Origin of the sequence: Gordonia jinghuaiqii (genome assembly GCF_014041935.1) — a bacterium.
Taxonomy (GTDB): domain Bacteria; phylum Actinomycetota; class Actinomycetes; order Mycobacteriales; family Mycobacteriaceae; genus Gordonia; species Gordonia jinghuaiqii.
Genome location: NZ_CP059491.1, coordinates 214,717 through 233,548 on the forward strand (window position 1 = coordinate 214,717; position 18,832 = coordinate 233,548).

General features: G+C 67.6%; 13 protein-coding genes. 12 read left to right on the top strand and 1 reads right to left on the bottom strand.

The genetic code is table 11. The features are described 5' to 3' along the window. Positions 1–354: 354 nt before the first annotated feature. Positions 355–1,935: a SpoIID/LytB domain-containing protein gene (locus H1R19_RS00895; RefSeq protein WP_223205427.1), complete on the top strand. Its 1,581-nt coding sequence runs from the start codon at positions 355–357 to the stop codon at positions 1,933–1,935. Here H1R19_RS00895 and H1R19_RS00900 read toward each other — a convergent pair whose 3' ends face one another. After that, entirely contained in the window at positions 1,936–2,622 is a 687-nt protein-coding gene (locus H1R19_RS00900; protein WP_188330756.1) for a GAF and ANTAR domain-containing protein, read from the bottom strand. Positions 2,623–3,230: 608 nt separating this feature from the next. Here H1R19_RS00900 and glf point away from each other — a divergent pair. The 11 genes from glf (at position 3,231) to fadD32 (ending at position 18,743) form a co-directional block, all read left to right on the top strand. Further along, positions 3,231–4,439, top strand: a complete 1,209-nt coding sequence (gene glf / locus H1R19_RS00905) for a UDP-galactopyranose mutase (protein ID WP_219850335.1) — start codon at positions 3,231–3,233, stop codon at positions 4,437–4,439. Further along, positions 4,440–6,383, top strand: a complete 1,944-nt coding sequence (locus H1R19_RS00910) for a glycosyltransferase (RefSeq protein WP_223205428.1) — start codon at positions 4,440–4,442, stop codon at positions 6,381–6,383. After that, positions 6,364–7,107: a phosphatase PAP2 family protein gene (locus H1R19_RS00915; protein WP_188330758.1), complete on the top strand. Its 744-nt coding sequence runs from the start codon at positions 6,364–6,366 to the stop codon at positions 7,105–7,107. The genes H1R19_RS00910 and H1R19_RS00915 overlap by 20 nt, the downstream gene beginning before the upstream one ends. Beyond that, positions 7,104–8,024: a decaprenyl-phosphate phosphoribosyltransferase gene (locus H1R19_RS00920; RefSeq protein WP_188330759.1), complete on the top strand. Its 921-nt coding sequence runs from the start codon at positions 7,104–7,106 to the stop codon at positions 8,022–8,024. The genes H1R19_RS00915 and H1R19_RS00920 overlap by 4 nt, the downstream gene beginning before the upstream one ends. After that, positions 8,011–10,197, top strand: a complete 2,187-nt coding sequence (locus H1R19_RS00925) for an arabinofuranosyltransferase AftB family protein (RefSeq protein ID WP_219850336.1) — start codon at positions 8,011–8,013, stop codon at positions 10,195–10,197. Before H1R19_RS00920 ends, H1R19_RS00925 begins: the two co-directional genes overlap by 14 nt. Before the next feature lie 400 nt (positions 10,198–10,597). Continuing rightward, a complete protein-coding gene (locus tag H1R19_RS00930) occupies positions 10,598–11,587 on the top strand; it encodes an alpha/beta hydrolase (RefSeq protein WP_188330761.1) in 990 nt (329 codons plus the stop codon). Positions 11,588–12,085: 498 nt separating this feature from the next. Beyond that, entirely contained in the window at positions 12,086–13,519 is a 1,434-nt protein-coding gene (locus tag H1R19_RS00935; protein WP_372632145.1) for an alpha/beta hydrolase-fold protein, read from the top strand. 291 nt (positions 13,520–13,810) lie between these two features. Continuing rightward, on the top strand, positions 13,811–14,347 hold the full coding sequence (locus H1R19_RS00940) for a DUF732 domain-containing protein (protein ID WP_188330763.1): 537 nt from the start codon (positions 13,811–13,813) through the stop codon (positions 14,345–14,347). 91 nt (positions 14,348–14,438) lie between these two features. Further along, a complete protein-coding gene (locus H1R19_RS00945) occupies positions 14,439–15,383 on the top strand; it encodes a cutinase family protein (protein ID WP_223205483.1) in 945 nt (314 codons plus the stop codon). A 186-nt stretch (positions 15,384–15,569) separates the two neighbouring features. Beyond that, positions 15,570–16,580, top strand: coding sequence for an LLM class F420-dependent oxidoreductase (locus H1R19_RS00950; RefSeq protein WP_188330765.1), 1,011 nt, complete (start codon positions 15,570–15,572; stop codon positions 16,578–16,580). Positions 16,581–16,841: 261 nt separating this feature from the next. After that, positions 16,842–18,743: a long-chain-fatty-acid--AMP ligase FadD32 gene (fadD32, locus tag H1R19_RS00955; RefSeq protein ID WP_188330766.1), complete on the top strand. Its 1,902-nt coding sequence runs from the start codon at positions 16,842–16,844 to the stop codon at positions 18,741–18,743. The last annotated feature ends 89 nt before the right edge of the window (positions 18,744–18,832 follow it).

An 18,832-nucleotide genomic window follows, 5' to 3' on the forward strand; every position in this document is an offset into this window, starting at 1 on the left:
GAAATTCTGCGCAGCCTGACGCGCCGGGGCGGCGTCGACCGTGCTCGGGTACGGCGGTCATCGTCACCGTCGGGACCGGATGGCCCGGCGGGCACACGCCGAAGATCGGCAACTCGTGATGCTCTTGTTACTTCTGATGCCAGTGTTACTGATGGTGCACGAGATGGCGTCCAGGCAGTCTGTCGCGAGGTCACGACGGCCCGAGTAACTCGTGACGCGGTTGTGATCGGCTCAGCTTGGTGATCACCCGTCGGGTTCACTAGGGTCACTTAAGTCCCAATCGTCACATCAGTCACAGAATTACGACGCCGCGCAGGTGCGGTGTTCAAGGGCTGGTGTCGTCGCGACCGAAGGATGTGTTCTGCAGTGACCAAAGCCCGACCCACACGGCGTCTGCCGAAATGGCCGGCGACCGGTTCGCGGCCCACCAGGGCCCGTGGCCGAGCGTTGACCTGGGCCGCGGCCGGGTTGGCGCCCGCACTGCTGGCCGGTGGACTCGTGGTTGCGAGTTCATCGGAATCGACCGACAAGGTCGAGCTTTCGGTCGGGTCGACGGTGACGCTGATCGGGCACGGTCATGGCCACGGCCGCGGGATGGGGCAATGGGGAGCGTTCGGCTACGCCCGCAAGGGCTGGTCGGCACAGCAGATCCTGCGTCACTTCTACGGTGGCACCACCGCGGGGAAGGTGGACAGGCCCGAGATCATCGTGGCCCTCACGGGTCAGAACTCGGTGAATGTGCACGCGGACGCCGGCATGCGCGTCGGTGGTCAGACGGTGGCTCCCGGACAGGCTGTCAGCCTGTCCGGGGGCACGGCCACCGTCCTGAGCCGATGCGGCGGCGGTGCGGTGCGCTCGGTACCGGCCGGCTTCGTCGAACCGCTCAGCATGGCGCCCAACCGGCCGGCAGGTGAGTTCCTCAAATTCTGTGGTTCCAACAAGGCCTACCGAGGCGCCCTGGGCCTCGAAGGTGGGCGCGTGGTCAACCGCATCCACATCGACGACTACGTCAAGGGCGTCATCCCGCGCGAGAGCGTGCCCGCCTGGGGCGATTCCGGCGGCGCGGCAGCCCTGCAGGCGCAGGCCGTCGCGGCCCGAACCTACGCGCTGGCCGCGATCGCCGGCGGCAAGAAGATCGACGACACCCAGAACTCCCAGGTCTACGGCGGCGTCGCGGGTGAGGATCGTCGCACCAATGCGGCGGCCGACGCGACCGGCGGCCAGATCCTCCTACAGAACGGTCAGCCCGCGTTCACCGAGTTCTCGGCGTCGACGGGCGGCTACTCGGCGGGCGGTCGTTTCCCGGCCGTCGTCGACGACGGCGACACCGTCTCGCCCAACCACAACTGGACCGCCACGGTCAGTGCGGGCAGCATCGGAGCAGCTTTCGGGGTCGGTGCCCTGCGGAGTTTCGAGGTCATCGAGGCCAACGGACTCGGCGCCGAACACGGGCGCGCCCTCAAGGTGCGCGCGGTGGGGTCAGGCGGCACCGCAGAGGTCACCGGCGAAGAAGCGCGTACCAAGCTGCAGCTCAAGTCGTCGTGGTTCGCGGTGCAGGGTCAGCCCAACCCGCCGCGGATCGTGAAGCCACCCACCGGACCCGCGGGCCCCGGAGGCGGACTCGACTTCGGCAGTTTGAATCAACTCGCCGAACAGCTCGTGCCCGGGTCGTCGAAGATCCTCGAACTCGCGACCGCGGCGATGAACGGCCGCTTCGCCGACCTCGGCGGGATCACCGGTCCGCTCGGTCAGGCGCTCGGGATCCCGGCGCTGACCCCCGACGCCGCGGGCGTCACCCAGCTCTTCGAGAAGGGGATGATGTTCTTCACCCCGGCGACCGGACCCCGCGTGCTGGTGGGCAAGGGATTCGAGCGTTACCAGCAGCGCGGTGGGATGGCCGTGCTCGGCTTCCCCAAGCGCGACGCCTTCCGCTGATCAGACGGCCTCCGGCCCGGCTTCCACGATCTGCGCGGCCACGTCGACGAGCTTGGTGTTGGTGTCCTGCGACAGCCGTGCGAGCAGCGCGAACGCCTCCGCCGAGTCCAGCTTGTAGCGCTCCATGATCATGCCCTTGGCCTGGCCGATGATGTCGCGCGAGCTGAGCGCGGCCCGCAGCTGCTGCTTCTCCTGCACGGCCCCCAGCGCCGTCGCGGCGTGTGCGGCGAACAGTTCGCCGAGCTGCCGGGCCTCGGGGGTGAAGGAGTTCGGCTCGGTGCTGTGGAGGTTCAGCGCGCCGAAGTCGTCGCCGTCGATGTAGAGGCAGAAACACGCCATCGACCGGATGCCGAGGTCGGTTGCGGCGGGCGCGAACTTCGGCCACCGTGTTTCCGTCCGCATGTCCTCGACCAATACCGTCAGGTCGTCGACCGCCGCCCGGACACAGGGGCCCTCACCCAGCTCCTGCTGTAGCAGGTCGGATTTGCCGCCGAGGTCGCCGACCATCACCGGCGTCTCGATGGCACCGCCCGTGACCAGCGTCACGGTCGCGTATTCCGCGCCGGGGATCGCGTCGACCGCGTATTTGGTCATCGAGCGCAACGCCGCCTCGGTGTCATCACTCTGCTTGCGCATCTCGCTCGCGATGCGCGTCATCTGCGCTCCGTAGTCTGCCAACTGGGTCACCCCTGCCTCCTTGCGAGACGTCGTTCCGAGCGCCTCCTGGACCGACAGCAAAGCGCTGGCTTCGAAACACCTGTTGTCGAGGTGCTCAGTATGCCGTATGGTGCTCGCGCTCGGAATCAACCGGTCCCTCTGCGTGCGTAACCGACCGATCAGATGACAAGGTGAACGGGGTCCGCGCCCGCGTCGGGGCCGGAAGTCGGTGTCGGAGTGGGCCGCCGGTCTGATCGGACGTCGCGCGGCGCCCCGTGGGCGTCGGAGCCGGATGGGCGGGCCTGCCGGAGTGGGTCGACGCGCCGATGGTGGCCGTGGGTCTCCTCGACGGTCGACGCGGCCACCGGGGCCGGTCATGTCGGCGGGGCCGGCGAGGTTCCCCGACGTCGAGCCGCCCGTCGGCGGTCGATCGCCACGCGACGGTGAGCAATGAACACCGTGGTCGACGCCACGTCTCCGGCGGTGGCGGGAGGCGGGACGTCCGGTTCGGCGGACGAATCCGCCGGTGCCGGCGGGCCGGGGCCGAAGTCGCCGGGAGTGACCGGCCCCACGTGGGCGGGGGATCTGCGCCCGTGGCTCGGAGAATCCTCAGGATGGGTCCGTTACCCTGAGGACCCGTGGCAACCAGTAGCAGCTATGACCTGATCGTCGTCGGCTCCGGATTCTTCGGTCTCACCGTCGCCGAACGGGCGGCGACGCAGCTGGGCAAACGGGTACTCGTGCTCGACCGGCGCAACCACCTCGGTGGCAACGCCTACTCCGAGGCCGAGCCGACGACCGGTATCGAGATCCACAAGTACGGTGCTCATCTGTTCCACACCTCCAACGAGCGGGTGTGGGAGTACGTCAACCAGTTCACCGACTTCACCAATTACCAGCACCGCGTGTACGCGCTGCACAACGGGCAGGCCTACCAGTTCCCCATGGGCCTGGGCCTCGTCAGCCAGTTCTTCGGCCGGTACTTCACCCCCGACGAGGCGCGCGCGCTGATCGCCGATCAGGCCAGCGAGATCGACACCGCCGAGGCCCGCAACCTCGAGGAGAAGGCGATCAGCCTCATCGGGCGGCCGCTCTACGAGGCGTTCATCAAGCACTACACCGCCAAGCAGTGGCAGACCGATCCCAAGGAACTGCCCGCGGGGAACATCACGCGCCTACCCGTGCGGTACACCTTCGACAACCGCTACTTCAACGACACCCACGAGGGCCTGCCCGTCGACGGGTACACCGCGTGGCTGGAGAACATGGCCGCCGACGAGCGCATCGAGGTACGCCTGTCCACCGACTGGTTCGACGTGCGCGACGAGCTGCGTGCCGAGAGCCCCGAGGCCCCGGTCGTCTACACCGGTCCGCTGGACCGCTACTTCGACTACTCGGCAGGCAAGCTCGGTTGGCGCACACTCGATTTCGAGACCGAGGTGTTGGAGACCGGCGATTTCCAGGGCACGCCGGTGATGAACTACAACGACGCCGACGTACCGTTCACGCGCATTCACGAGTTCCGGCACTTCCATCCCGAGCGAGACTCCTACCCCGATGACAAGACCGTCATCATGCGTGAGTTCAGCCGCTTCGCGGAGAACGACGACGAGCCGTACTACCCGATCAACACCCCCGAGGACCGCTCGATGCTCACCGCTTACCGGGAGCTCGCGCGGACCGAGACCGCCAGTGCCAACGTGCTGTTCGGCGGCCGGCTGGGTACCTACCAATACCTCGACATGCACATGGCGATCGCGAGCGCGCTCACCATGTTCGACAACACCCTGGCGCCGCATCTGAGCGACGGTGCGCCGTTGGTGGCCGACCCCGCAGGAGCCGAATAGATGACGGTGACCCCCGTGAACCAGTCCGAGATCCCCGCCGCCGGCACCGGGCTGTCGAAGGCCAAGTCCCTCCTGCAACGCGTGATCTTCCCGCGTGCCGGTGAACCGCTGGATGTCCGGTCGCTCTACGCCCTGGAGTCGGAGAGCAACAACCGTCGTGCCCACGCCCCGAGCCGCACCTCGGTGCTGCTCGGCGCCGAGTCCGAGGTGAGCTTCGAGACCTACTTCAACGCGTTCGCCGCGGCGTACTGGCGGCGCTGGAGCATCCTCGACTCGGTGGTGCTGCGCGTCGAGGTCATCGGCACCTGCCGCATCGACCTGTACCGCTCCAAGATCGACGGTTCGCGCATCGGGATCGGTGGCGACCTGGTCGACACCGACGAGACCGGCCGCGGCGTCGCCGAATTCGAGCTCGATCTCGGTCCCTTCGAGGACGGCGGCTGGATCTGGTTCGACGTCACCACCGACACCGACACCGAAATCGTCTCGGCCGGCTGGTATGCGCCCATCGAAGCGCCGACGCCCGACGAGGAGACCAAGCGGGTCACCGTCGGCATCCCCACCTTCAACCGGCCGACCGACGCGGTGAACGCGCTGGCCGCGTTGACCTCCGACCCGATGGTCGACGAGGTCATCGACGCGGTGATGATGCCCGATCAGGGCACCCGGAAGGTCGTCGACGAGCCCGGTTACACCGAGGCCGCCGCGGCCCTCGGTGACCGGCTGCACATCTTCGATCAGGGCAACCTCGGCGGTTCGGGCGGCTACGCGCGAATCATGTACGAGGCGTTGCGGCTCACCGATTCGCCCTACGTGCTCTACATGGACGACGACATCGCCATCGAGCCCGACTCGATCCTGCGTGCGCTCGCGATGTCGCGATTCGCCAAGTCGCCCATGCTCGTCGGCGGGCAGATGCTCAACCTGCAGGACCGCAGTCACCTGCACTGCATGGGCGAGGTCATCCGCCGCGACACCTTCATGTGGACCGCGGCGCCGTTCGTGGAGTACGACCACAACTTCTCCGAACATCCACTGCGCGACCGCGAGAACTCCAAGAACCTGCACCGGCGCATCGACGTCGAGGGCAACGGCTGGTGGATGTGCATGATCCCGCGCGAATGCGCCGAGCAGGTCGGTCTGCCGATGCCCCTGTTCATCAAGTGGGACGACTGGGAGTTCGCGCTGCGTGCAGCCAAGGCCGGCTATCCCACCGCAACCATCCCGGGTATCGCGATCTGGCACATGGCGTGGAGTGACAAGGACGACGCCATCGACTGGCAGGCGTACTTCCACCTGCGCAACCGGCTGGTGGTGGCCTCCATCCACCACGACGGCCCGATCAAGGGCATTGTGCGGTCGATGACCAAGGCCACCGCGAAACACCTTCTGTGCCTTGAGTACTCGACCGTCGCGATCCAGAACGAGGCGATCCGCGACTTCCTCGCCGGACCGGACCACATCCGCAGCCTGCTGCCGACGGCACTGCCCAAGGTCGCGAAGATGCGCAAGGAGTATCCGGACGCGGTGGTCTTGCCGTCGGCCACCGAGCTGCCCCGGACATCCGGTGAGGCAACGCATCTGGGCTCATCCATCCCGCTGAACCCGATCAGCAAGATCAAGGCCCTGGCCGCGTCCGTGGTCAACAACGCGCGCCCCGCCGATCCGCGGCATCACGAGGTGCCGCAGGCCAACTTCCCGCCGATCGAGGCGCGCTGGTTCTCGCTCGGACGCGTGGACGGCGTCACCGTGACCACTGCCGACGGCCGCGGCGTCGTGTACCGGCAGCGCGATCGCGACAAGATGATCGAGTTGGCGAAGGAGCACTTCGCCCTGGTCAAGGAGTTGCAGGAGAAGTTCCCGGAATGCAAGCAGCAGTACCGGGCCGCGCATCGCGAATTGACCAGTAAGGAGAGCTGGGCGGGTGTCTTCGGAATCGAATGATCAGGTGACGCAGGACGATTCAGTCCACATCGACATCCCGGTGCCGGCCCGCGAGGAGAAGTTGCTCGTCGCGATCCAGTCCGGCATCGGGTCGCAGCCCGGAGTGCGGTCCGCCGCTCGCGGCCTGTCGCACTTCGGTGAGCACTCGCTCGGCTGGCTCGCGATCTCCGGTGCCGGCTGGGCGCTGGCCCGACGCCGCGGCGACGCGCGGTCGCAGCGGCGCTGGATCGAGGCCGGTGTCGGCGCCTTCGGTGCGCACGCCGCGTCGGTGATCATCAAGCGTGTGGTGCGTCGGCCCCGCCCGAACCATCCGGCGATCGAGATCGGCGTGTCGACGCCGAGCAAGCTGAGCTTCCCGTCGTCGCACGCCACGTCGACGACGGCCGCGGCCATCCTGATCGGGCGGGCGGCCGGCCTGGACGCCAAGACGCTTCCCGCTCTGCTGGTGCCGCCGATGCTGCTGTCGCGCCTCGTCCTCGGGGTGCATTACCCCAGCGACGTCACCGCGGGCGCAGCGATCGGTGCCGCGAGCGCAGCGGCGGTCATCGTGGGCGATAAGGTGCTGCTCGAACCCACCCGGAACCGTACGGAACACGGACGGGCCCGCCGCGCGGCGCACGTCCTGGCCCGGTTCGGCCTCACGGCCGCGGTGCCCGGCGGGCCGCTGCGCTATGTCGCGGCCCCGGCCGTCGCGCGGGTGACACGACACAGGGAGAGTGCATGAGCGAGGAGCCGATCGAGCACGGGAAGGTTCTCGGACCGCCGAAGAACCTGACCTCCGGGCTGATCAAGGCCGTCCGGCCGCGGCAGTGGGTCAAGAACGTCCTGGTGCTCGCCGCTCCGCTCGCCGCGGGCAACATCACCGACGCCTCGGTGCTGGCCTCCGCCGGCATCGCCTTCGTCGCGTTCTGCCTCGCCGCGTCGAGCATCTACCTGGTCAACGACGCGATGGACGTCGAATCCGACCGAAACCACCCGACCAAGCGGTTCCGCCCGATCGCGGCAGGCGTCGTCCCGGTCAAGCTGGCCTATGTGCTGGCCGTGGTGCTGCTCGCCGCGTCGATCGGCATCTCCTTCCTGGCGAACTGGCAGACCGCGGCGGTCATCGCGATCTACCTGGTCATCCAGCTCGGCTACTGCTTCGGGCTCAAGAACCAGGCCGTCATCGACATCTGCATCGTGTCCTCGGGCTTCCTGCTGCGCGCGATCGCCGGTGGTGTCGCCGCCGAGATCGTGCTGTCGCAGTGGTTCCTGCTGGTGATGGCGTTCGGGTCGCTGTTCATGGCCGCGGGCAAGCGCTACGCCGAACTGCAGCTCGCCGAGCGCACCGGCGCCAAGATCCGCAAGGCGCTCGAGTACTACACGACCACCTACCTGCGGTTCGTGTGGACGCTGTCGGCCACCGGAGTCGTCGTGTTCTACGGACTCTGGGCCTTCGACAAGGGTTCCGACCACGACACCAACGTCGCCTACGCGATTTCGATGGTGCCGTTCACGGTCGCCATCCTGCGTTACGCCGTCGACGTCGACGGCGGTGCGGCGGGCGAACCCGAGGAGATCGCCCTCGGCGACCGTGTCCTGCAGCTGCTCGCCGTGGCCTGGTTAGTATGCGTGGGTGTCGCGGTCTATGCAGTCAATTGATGGGCAGTCAATTGATGGCCGGGCAACTGATGCGCCGACCTCTGTAGGCCAGTCGCCCGCGGCACCGGAAGGCGCCACGCGGGGACGCGGAATCCGGGTCGAGCGGCGCGGCAAGCTGGCTGCGGCGAGCTTCCTCATCGGGGCCGTGGCCGTCACCACCTTCTTCGCGATCGGTGCGTGGCAGCGGCGGTGGATCGCCGACGACGGCCTGATCGTCCTGCGCACCCTCCGTAACCTCTTCGCCGGCAACGGCCCCGTCTTCAACGCGGGTGAACGCGTCGAGGCCAACACCTCCACGGCGTGGACCTATCTGTTGTGGTTCTGGGCGTGGGTCACCGACGGCCAGCTCGAGTACGTCGCGCTGTGGGTGGCGCTGGTGTGCTCGGTGGCCGCGATCCCGATCGCCATGTACGGCACCGCGCGACTGCTCGGTACGCGCATCGGTGGACTCACCGGTGACGGCTGGACGCTGTTGCTGCCCTTCGGCGCCATCATCTACATCGCGATCCCGCCCGCCCGCGACTTCGCGACCAGCGGCCTGGAGAACGGACTGTGCATCTTCTGGGCGGCGGTGCTGTGGTGTCAGCTCGTCGCCTGGGCTCGCCGCGGCCCGCACACCTCCCGCGGCGGTGCGGCGGCCACGCTGGTACTGGCCTTCACCGCGGGTCTCGCACCCCTGGTCCGGCCCGAACTGACCGTCTTCGGCGGCCTGGTCCTGGTGCTGGTGTTCTTCGCGCCGCTCGGCTGGAAGATGCGGATCGGCGTCATCGTGACCGCCGGGGTGCTCCCGGTGGGCTATCAGATCTTCCGGATGGGCTATTACGCTCTGCTGGTTCCCAATCCGGCCGTCGCCAAGGACGCCAGCGGCGCGAAGTGGGAGCAGGGTTTCGCCTACCTGACCAACCTCTTCGGCCCCTATGTCCTCGTCCTGCCGCTGGCCCTGGCGGCTGTTGCCGGCGTGCTCCTCGTCGTCGGCGGACGCCTCCGCTCGGGCAGCCCGGACTCAGCGAGCCCAGACTCGGTGAGCCCAGACTCGGTGAGCCCAGACTCGGTGAGCCCAGACGCAGCCAACCCTGCCGCGAGCTCGTGGAAGTCGCGTCTCGGGGCGACGTCGCGCAGGCTGCAGTCGTCGACGGCGGTCGTGTCGGTCGTGGTGATCGCCGGCCTCGTCCTGATCGTCTACTGGATGCGTCAGGGTGGCGACTTCATGCACGGCCGGGTCCTGCTGGTGCCGTTGTTCATCACCCTGCTGCCCCTGATGGTGGTGCCGCTGACGGTGCCCGCCCACGTCGGTGCCGCGTTCCGGCGGCGGTCGACAGCGAAGTCAACCGAGTCGGTGATCTCCGACGCCGACGCCGAAGCCGAAACCGACGAGATCGTCGCGCAGCCTGCGCCGGCCGATCGCCGCCGTACGCGGGCTCAGCTCGTGGGAGCGACGGCGATGGCGGGCATGTGGGTGACGGTCCTGGTGTGGGCGATCACCTCGCACGGCAACGTGCTGCCCAATGCCGGGATCGACATCGGCCGCAGCGGCATCGTCGACGAGCGCCGTTTCTACGTGACCAACATGGGCAACGAGAACCCGGTGACCGCCGAGGACTACCTGGACTACCCGCGCATGCGCGCCATGGTCGAGAAGATCGACAAGTACCGCCAGGACGGCGGAGTGATCCTTCCCTCGTTCAACTACGACGAGTGGTACGTCGCGCAGCTGCCGGCGGTGATGCCGCAGGACGCGGAGCGTCAGGTGACCGTCTACTTCCTCAATCTCGGCATGACGAGCATGAACGCGCCGCTCGACGTGCGCGTCATCGACCAGATGGGTCTGGCCTATCCGCTCGCCGCGCACACCGAACGTCTCGAGGACGGCCGCATCGGCCACGACAAGATCCTGCCGAGCGAGTGGGTTGTCGCCGAGGCGGGTGCCTACCCGCGTCGTCCGGTTCTGCCTGGTTACCTCGACGAAGACCTCGTCCGCCAGGCGCAGGTGGCTCTGCAGTGCGCGGAGACCAAGGATCGCTTCGCCTCCTTCGAGGGGCCGTGGTCGTTCGCGCGTTTCAAGAGCAACCTGAAGCAGGCGTTCACCTTCACCGATTACCGAATCCAGCGCGAGCCGGAGTACGAGATCGCACGATGCGGTCTGGAGATGCCGCCGCCGGTACATCCCAACTGAGTGCGGCAGACCGACCACCCGTGCCGCGCGCAGGGAAGCACAGGAAACCAAGAATGCGCCCAGAGAACGCAGCGGCGAACCTGTGGAGTTGCCCCGGCACATCTCGGATCGGTAACGTCCGGCGTAGTCCGGCCGATAGTGTGATCGTGGCCGATGTGTTCCGGAGTGCCGGAACGCGGAGCCTCAACGGGGGTTGTGATCGCAGTCACAAGGTTTGTCACGTTCGGGGGCATCGCATAGGCTCGCCGACGGTGAATCGCATGCGAGATCGACTCGCCGAATCGACGTCGCGGCGCGCACAACGCCGGGGGACGAAAGATGTGTGACGCACAAAAGATCGATGGACGGTGCGGGACCGGAAAGGTCCCCGGTCGATCGGCTGAAAAGGGAGATTCTGTACATGCGTGAAGCTGTCACTCAGGCGCCAAGGCCTGCGCGCAGCCGGATGAGCAACCGGTTGATCGCCGCATTCGTCGCCATCCTGACGGTCATCGGGCTGACCGGTGTGGTCGCCGGCCAGGCCAACGCCCGCATCGGCGGGACGCAGGTCGGCAAGCAGGAGTTCTGGGTCAACGGCTGCGGTATGCCCGATGTCAAGGTCCGCGCCTGGAAGCGCCCCGGCAACTACAAGACCGTCATCATGCTCGACGGCATGCGCGCCCAGTACGACTACAGCGGCTGGGAGATCAACACAAACATCCAGGAGATGGTGAAGTCCGGCGTCAACGTCGTCCAGCCCATCGGCGGACCCGCCAGCTTCTACACCGACTGGGACGCGCCCAGCAACTTCAACCGGCAGCCCTACCGGTACCGCTGGAACTGTGTCATCAGCCGCTCCCTGATCAACTCGCTGGACAAGCGCGGCTTCCGCGTCGGCCCGTCGAAGCGCTACGCCATCATGGGTCTGTCCATGGGCGGCAACGCTGCGCTGGTGCTCGGCGCTCAGAACCGTCAGCACTTCGACCGTGCGGGCTCGCTGTCGGGTTACAACTTCCTGAGCGCCCCGGGTATGCGCACCGCGCTGCGCCTGGCGATGCTCGACGTCGACCCGAAGCCGTGGAACATCGACGCCATGTGGGGCCCGCCCTGGAGCATCCGCTGGTTCCAGAACGATCCCTTCTGGAACATCGGGCTGATGCGCGACATGAAGCTGTTCGTCGGCTCCGGTAACGGACTGTTCGGCAAGTACAACGCGCTGCCCAACGTGTTCGACGACCTGTTCAAGGGTTCCACCCTCGAGCTTCTCGCCTTCACACAGTCCAAGGCCTTCGAGGCCGCCGCCTTCGTGCAGGGTGTGCCGGTCATGACCTATTACGCCAACGGCACCCACGCCTGGGGCTACTGGCAGGACATGGTCTGGAACGCCAAGAACCGCGGATTCTTCCGCTGATCTGAGACACCGCCGATCTTCGGCGATTCGACGCCCCGCCCGGGTTTTCCCGGGCGGGGCGTCGTCGTATGCACGCTCTGCGAACGAGACGGGCACCGGAAACCGCCCTTGGGCGGAGTTCGAGCGGCATATGGGCGGAGGACGCGCCCTGGAGGGCGGTTTTGGGGGGCGGGGGCGGTTGTGCGAGCCGCCCACAGTTGGTATCAACTGTCACACGAATCCCACGTGTCACAGCGTGGCGTTCGGACACGACGCCCCGCGGCCGTGTAAGAAACTCCTGAGGCGTTTGTTATTGGTGATGCGGATGTGACTGAGGGAAGTCGGTCGCGACGCGACCGACGTCGGTGTACAGGGGCGAAGGAGTTCTGGAGAGTGATGCGGCGAAACAGCGGTGCACAACCGATCGGTGCCCGATCGGTGGATGCCCAGACGGTGGACGCCCAGACGGTGCGCGGCCCGAGGGCGCGTTCGACCGGCCGGGGTCCGAGCCTGCGATCGATGACGGCCGCGTTGGTGGCGATCCTGACGGTCGCCGGGCTGGTGGTCGGGCAGGGTCTCGCCGGCGCCGATCCGGAACCGGCCCCGGCGCCCCCGCCGTCCGCAGCCCCGCCGGCCCCCGCCGCGCCACCGGCGTCACCGAGCGCACCCGCGCCCGCGCCGCCGAGCTCGCGTGCACCCGCCGCCCCGGCTCCTGCCGCACAACCGGCGAAGGTGACCAACACGTACTGGTACACCGACCGTCGGGTCGCGCTGTGGGTGTACTCGCCGTCGATGAACACCAACATCCAGGTGCAGATCCTGCTGGCACGCGACTGGCATGCCAAGCCCAAGGAGAAGTTCCCGCAGCTGACCATGCTCGACGGTCTGCGCGCGCAGGACGATCAGAGTGGCTGGATCATCAACACCAAGATCGTCGACTTCTACAAGGACAAGAACGTCAACGTCATCCTGCCGATCGGTGGCGAGTCGAGCTTCTACACCGACTGGAAGGAACCCGACCGCGGTAAGAACTACAAGTGGGAGACGTTCCTCATGCGGGAGCTGCCGCCCATCGTGGAGAAGGACTGGCGCTCCACCGACGTGCGCGGCATCGAAGGCCTGTCGATGGGCGGTTCGGCTGCGATGATGCTCGCCGCCCGAAACCCCGGCTTCTACAAGTTCGCGGCGTCGTTCTCCGGCATCCTGCAGCTCAGCTCCTTCGGTATGCCGCAGGCGATCCAGTTCGCGGTCCGCGACGGTGGCGGCTATGACTCCATGAAGATGTTCGGCCCGCCCACCGATCCGGCGTGGAAGGAGCACGACCCCTACCTGATGGCCGACAAGCTGCAGGGAACGAGCCTGTACGTCTCCTCGGGCAACGGCATGGTCGGTCCGCACGACAAGCCATCCGACATCCCCATGCTCGCCACCAACTACTCCGGGGTGGGTCTGGAGATGCTCAGCCGCGTCACCTCGCAGCAGTTCGCGATCCAGTTGAACCGCAAGGGCATCCCCGGACAGGCCGTCTACCGGCCCTCGGGGACGCACACATGGCCGTACTGGGAGTTCGAGATGATCCAGGCGTGGCCGCAGGCAGCGGCGGCACTGGGCCTGTCCCGCGATCAGGTGGCCTGCCGTGTCGACGGCGCGTTCCGCAAGGTCTGGGAGGGCAACAAGTCCACCCTCGGCGGCTGCCTCACCCCGTCGTACGCGGTGGCCGGCGGCAAGGCCCAGGACTTCGCCGGTGGCCGGATGTTCACCGGACCCAAGGGGCCCAAGATCGTCACCGGCGCGATCGGCGGTGCCTATGTGGCCGCCGGCGGTCCGGCCGGACGCCTCGGCAAGCCGACCTCGGACGAACTGCCCACCCGCGACGGGAAGGGACGCGTGAACTACTTCGAGAAGGGCCGCATCACCTGGACCGCCAAGGACGGCACCAAAGTCCTGAAGTGATCACCCGGTGGCCGGGAGCGTCCGAGGCGTATCGGGCGTTCCCGGCGCCGAAACTCGACCCCAGGTGTGCGCGGCCTGAAACTTCGCTGAGGAATCGGAGTGTTCACGCAGGTCGTGCCGGTGAGTGGCCCGGGAGTGGCCGCGTCGGACGGTAGCCTGGCGGGGCATGCGATACAGGCTTCGGTCTGCATCGCGATCGGCCCGTCACGGGGTCGGATGGTAGGTCCCGCCGGGAGAGTCTTCGGCGGACGTGGGGGAATCTCGACCCGAAAGGTTCGGCAGGAAGTGGCGATGAGAACGAAGAGTGTCCGGCTGGTGTTGGCCGTGACGGGTCTCGCACTCGCGCTCGGGTCGGTCGCGGCCTGCGCGGACGACTCGACGGCGAGTGCACCGATCACGAACAATCCCGTCACCACCACCTCGCTGTACTCGGCGGCGGAGTCCGCGGGGAGTGCGTCGGGCGCCGAGTCGGCGGACGCGACGCCTGCAGCGTCGAACAAGGCATCCGACCTGCCCGAAACCGGACCCAACCCCAGCACCAAGGTGCCCGCCAGCTTCCCCGGGCCCAGCGGTGCCCCGCTCGACAACAAGGCCCGCGCCTACCTCGCCGCGCTGAAGCAACAGAACGTCACGTTCATGGGCGACAGCGACAACTCGGTGGCCCTGACGATGGCGAAGTATGTCTGCGGCGCCAAGCAGAAGGGGACCGATCCCTCCATGGTGAAGGCCTTCGTCACCGCTTCCGTCGGCCCGGGCGCAAAGACCGTCGACGAGGCGAACGTCAAGGCCGACAAGGTGATCCGCGCGGCAGAACAGCACTACTGCTGACGTGAACGCTCGACGCTCATCCCCGGGCCCCGCCCGCCGAACACCCGCCCGTGCCCGAAAGAGCCCTTCCCGGCGGATCGGGAAATTCACCCTGCTGTTGCTCGCGCTCGCGGTCATCGCGATCGTCCTCATCGTGGTGCTCGTCCTGGTGTGGCTGGCGCCCGGTCCGTCACCGATCGGGCCGGGAGGTCCGTCGTCGACCCCGCCGTCGAAGGAACGACCCGAAGCGCAACCCGCGGACTGTCCCGACGTCCTCACCGTCGTGATCCCGGGAACCTGGGAATCCAGCGCCGACGACGACCCGTACTCGCCGTCGTCGAACCCGAACTCGCTGATGCTGCGGGTCTCGCGTGCGCTGTCGAACGACTTCGACTCCTCGCGCACCGAGATCTACACGGTCCCCTACGTCGCGCAGTTCCGGAATCCCACCAATCTCGGGGACCGGCAGGAGGACTACAACGTCTCGCGCACCCAGGGCTACAAACGCGCGGCGGGCAAGATCATCGCCACCAACAAGCGGTGCCCGCTGACCGGGTACGTGATCATGGGCTTCAGCCAGGGCGCGGTCATCGCGGGCGACCTCGCGAGCAACATCGGCAACGGTCGTGGCGTCCTCGACGAGGGCGACCAGGACCTCGTCCTGGGGGTCGGTCTCATCGCCGACGGTCGCCGGCAGTCCGGTGAGCAGAACGACATCGCGCCGAGCCCCGACGGCGTCGGAGCCGAGATCGCCCTCGGTGGCATGGGCAACCTGGTGCCGGGCATCTCGATGACCGGTCCGCGCAACGGCGGTTTCGGCGAGCTGCGCGACCGTGTCCAGTCGATCTGTGCGCCAGGCGATCTCATCTGTGATTCGCCGACGATCACCAATCCGCTCGTCGGGGTGTCGAAGCTGGCCAATGCCGCGTCGAACCCGATTCACGCGATGTACGCGACCACGCGGTACTGGGAGAACGACGGGCAGAGCGCGACGCAGTGGATGTACGACTGGGCCAAGGGCGTCATCGAGGGTGCTCCCGAGCCGAAGCACAGCTGAGGCCGTCGCGCTCGGGCTCCGGCCCGACCCGCCGGTGACCGGCGAAGCCTCGGCATCGACGCACCTGTTTGGCGGTGCCGTCACGCTGCATTAACGTGTTGGGCTGGCCCGGGCATCACCGGGCGCTCGACGCGGACACCGCGAGGTTCGACCTTCGACGGCGGCGTGCATGAGGAGAGGACGGCGATGACGCAACCCCCGACCGATGCGGGCGGCACCTCATCCGGCCTGCGCAAGTTCAGGTTCGGCGCCGGTGGTGAGGGCAACAAGGACGAGGGCGGGGCCCGCAAGTTCGTCAAGCTCGCACAGACCGCCGAAGAGTACGGCTACGACACGTTCGCGATCCCGGACCACCTCGGCAATCAGGTCGGACCGATCGCCGCACTCGGCGCTCTGACGCAGGCCACCAGCACGATCCGTCTGGCCACCTCGGTGCTGGCCAACGGCTGGCGCCACCCGGCGCTGCTGGCCAAGGAGGCCACCACGATCGACGTGCTGAGCAAGGGTCGCCTCGAGCTCGGCATCGGCGCGGGCTGGATGAAAGAGGAGTTCGACAAGGCCGGAATCGAGTTCGAGTCGCCGGGCGTCCGCATCCGCCGCCTCGACGAGGCGCTGACCGTCCTCGACGGCCTGATGCGTGGCGAGACCGTGCACTTCGACGGCGAGTTCTACCAGATCAACGGTCTCGAGGGCAGCCCCCGGCCGCGGCAGGGACCCCGTCCGCCGATCGCGGTGGGCGGTGGCGGGCCCAAGATGCTGGCCCTGGCCGCCAAACACGCCGACATAATCTCCGTGGCGCCGGGCACCACCGCCGACGGCAAGATGAAGCTGTCGGACATGACCATCGAGAAGACCGCCGAGCGGGTCGACCGCATCCGCCAGGCCGCCGGTGACCGGTTCGACGACATCGAGCTGAACTGGACCATCGCCGTCATCGTGATCACCGACGACCGGGTGGCCACCGCGGAGATGGCGCTCAAGGCGCTCGATCAGGGCTACCCGCCCAACATCGCGCGTGACTCCGAGTTCACCGTCGACGACGTGCTGTCCTCGCCGTATCTGGCCATGGGGACCTTCGAGGAGATCGCGGATCAGATCCGTGAGGTCCGGCGTCGCACCGGCATGTCCTACGTGGGGGTCTTCCCGACGCAGATGGATGCCTTTGCGCCTGTGCTGGCGCAATTGAAGGGGGAGTAGGATGGCCGTCGGTCTCGAGAGGCAACTCCCGAGATGACGGGTGAATGACCCGGGGGCGCGCGTCGAGGGACGACGTGCGCTTTTGCGAAACTGAGCAGAACTATCACAAGTTTTTCGTTGGGTAACTGGACGTGCGCTACCGTGTCCCGCGGTCGGCACAGGACGTGGATGGCAGGTTTGGTTCGGTGGTGTCACGCACGACCCTCAACCGACAGGCTGGCTCGCGTGGGGGAGTCCACGAGGGGGCCACAGGAGTAATGAATGCTGAAGACTGAACTCGAAGATTTCCTCGATGAGTCGGGAAACATCTCCTTCACCGAGGAAGCGACGCTGGTCGACTATGTCGAACAGAACGTACGCGACCAGGGCGACACGCTGGCGTACCGATTCATCGACTACAGCCGCGAGCGCGACGGCGAGCCCCAGGACCTGACCTGGGCGCAGTTCGGCAAGCGCCTGCGCGCTGTCGCCGCACGCCTGCAGCAGGTGACCAAACCCGGCGATCGTGTCGCCATCCTCGCGCCGCAGTCGCTGGAGTACGTGATCGGCTTCTTCTCCGCGCTGTACGCCAGCAACGTCGCCGTGCCGCTGTTCTCGCCCGACGAGCCCGGCCACACCGATCGTCTGCACGCCGTCCTCGAGGACTGCAAGCCGACGGCGATCCTCACCTCCACCAAGTCCGCCGAGGCCGTGCGCGACTTCTTCGCGCCGCTGCCGGCGAAGGAGCGTCCGCGCGTCATCGCCGTCGACGCGGTGCCCGATTCGGTGGGTTCGAGCTGGGTGGCCCCGGTCGCCGGCCGTGACCACAACCGCGACACCGTGGCATACCTCCAGTACACGTCGGGTTCGACGCGCGTCCCGGCCGGTGTGGAGATCACCTACCAGGCGGTGGCGGCCAACGTCCTGCAGATCTCCGACACCATCCAGATCGGCAAGAACGCCCGCGGCGTCACCTGGCTGCCGATGTTCCACGACATGGGTCTGCTGACCGTGATCCTGCCCGCGCTGGGCGGCCGTTACATCACGATCATGAGCCCGCAGGCGTTCGTGCGCCGCCCGGGTCGCTGGATCAAGGAACTCGCCGCCGTCACCGACGGTGCCGAGACCTACGCCGCGGCTCCCAACTTCGCCTTCGAGCATGCCGCCGCGCGTGGCCTGCCGAAGGAGGGCGAGAGCCTCGACCTGTCGAATGTCATCGGCCTGATCAACGGTTCCGAGCCGGTCACCGTCAGCTCGATGAAGAAGTTCAACGACGCGTTCGCGCCCTACGGGCTGCCCAAGACCGCGATCAAGCCCTGCTACGGCATGGCCGAGGCCACCCTCTTCGTGTCCGCCACCAAGCGCGAGAACGAGGCCAAGGTCATCTACGTCGACCGTGAGGACCTCAACGCGGGTCAGCTCACCCTGGTCGACGCCGACGCGCCCAACGCGGTCGCGCAGGTGTCGTGCGGCCAGGTCGCGGTCAGCCAGTGGGCGGTGATCGTCGATCCCGAGACCGCGGCCGAACAGCCCGACGGCCGGGTCGGCGAGATCTGGCTGCACGGTCTCAACATCGGCGCCGGCTACTGGAACAAGGAGCAGGAGACCGAGGAGACGTTCCACAACAAGCTCGCCACCCCGCTCCCGGAGAACAGCCACTCCGCCGGCGCACCCGCCGACGCCATGTGGATGCGCACCGGCGACTTCGGCGTGTGGCTCGACGGCGAGCTCTACATCACCGGTCGGGTCAAGGACCTGGTGATCATCGACGGACGCAACCACTACCCGCAGGACCTCGAGTTCAGCGCGCAGGAGTCCAGCGACGCGCTGCGTCCCGGCTTCGTCGCCGCGTTCTCGGTGCCGGCCAACCAGCTTCCCGCCGAGGTCTTCGAATTCGCCGGCAGCGGGCTCAAGCCCGACGCCGACGACGCGTCGGAGCAGCTGGTCATCGTCGCCGAGCGCGGACCCGGTCGCAAGGCCGATCCGCAGGAGGTGGCCGACACCGTGCGTGCCGCCATCGCCCAGCGCCACGGCGTCATGGCTCGCGACGTCCTGCTGGTCCCGGCGGGTTCCATTCCGCGCACCTCGTCGGGCAAGATCGCCCGCCGCGCCGCGCGTACCGCCTACATCGACGGCAGCCTGCGAGGCGGATACAAGCAGACGGCGTTCCCGGACGCGCAGTAGCGCCACGGGCGGCGTTCGCGGACGTGGTGGTCGGCGTCGACAACAATCACCCGGCGTCGGTTCGGGTGCCGGAGAGAACGATAGTCTGG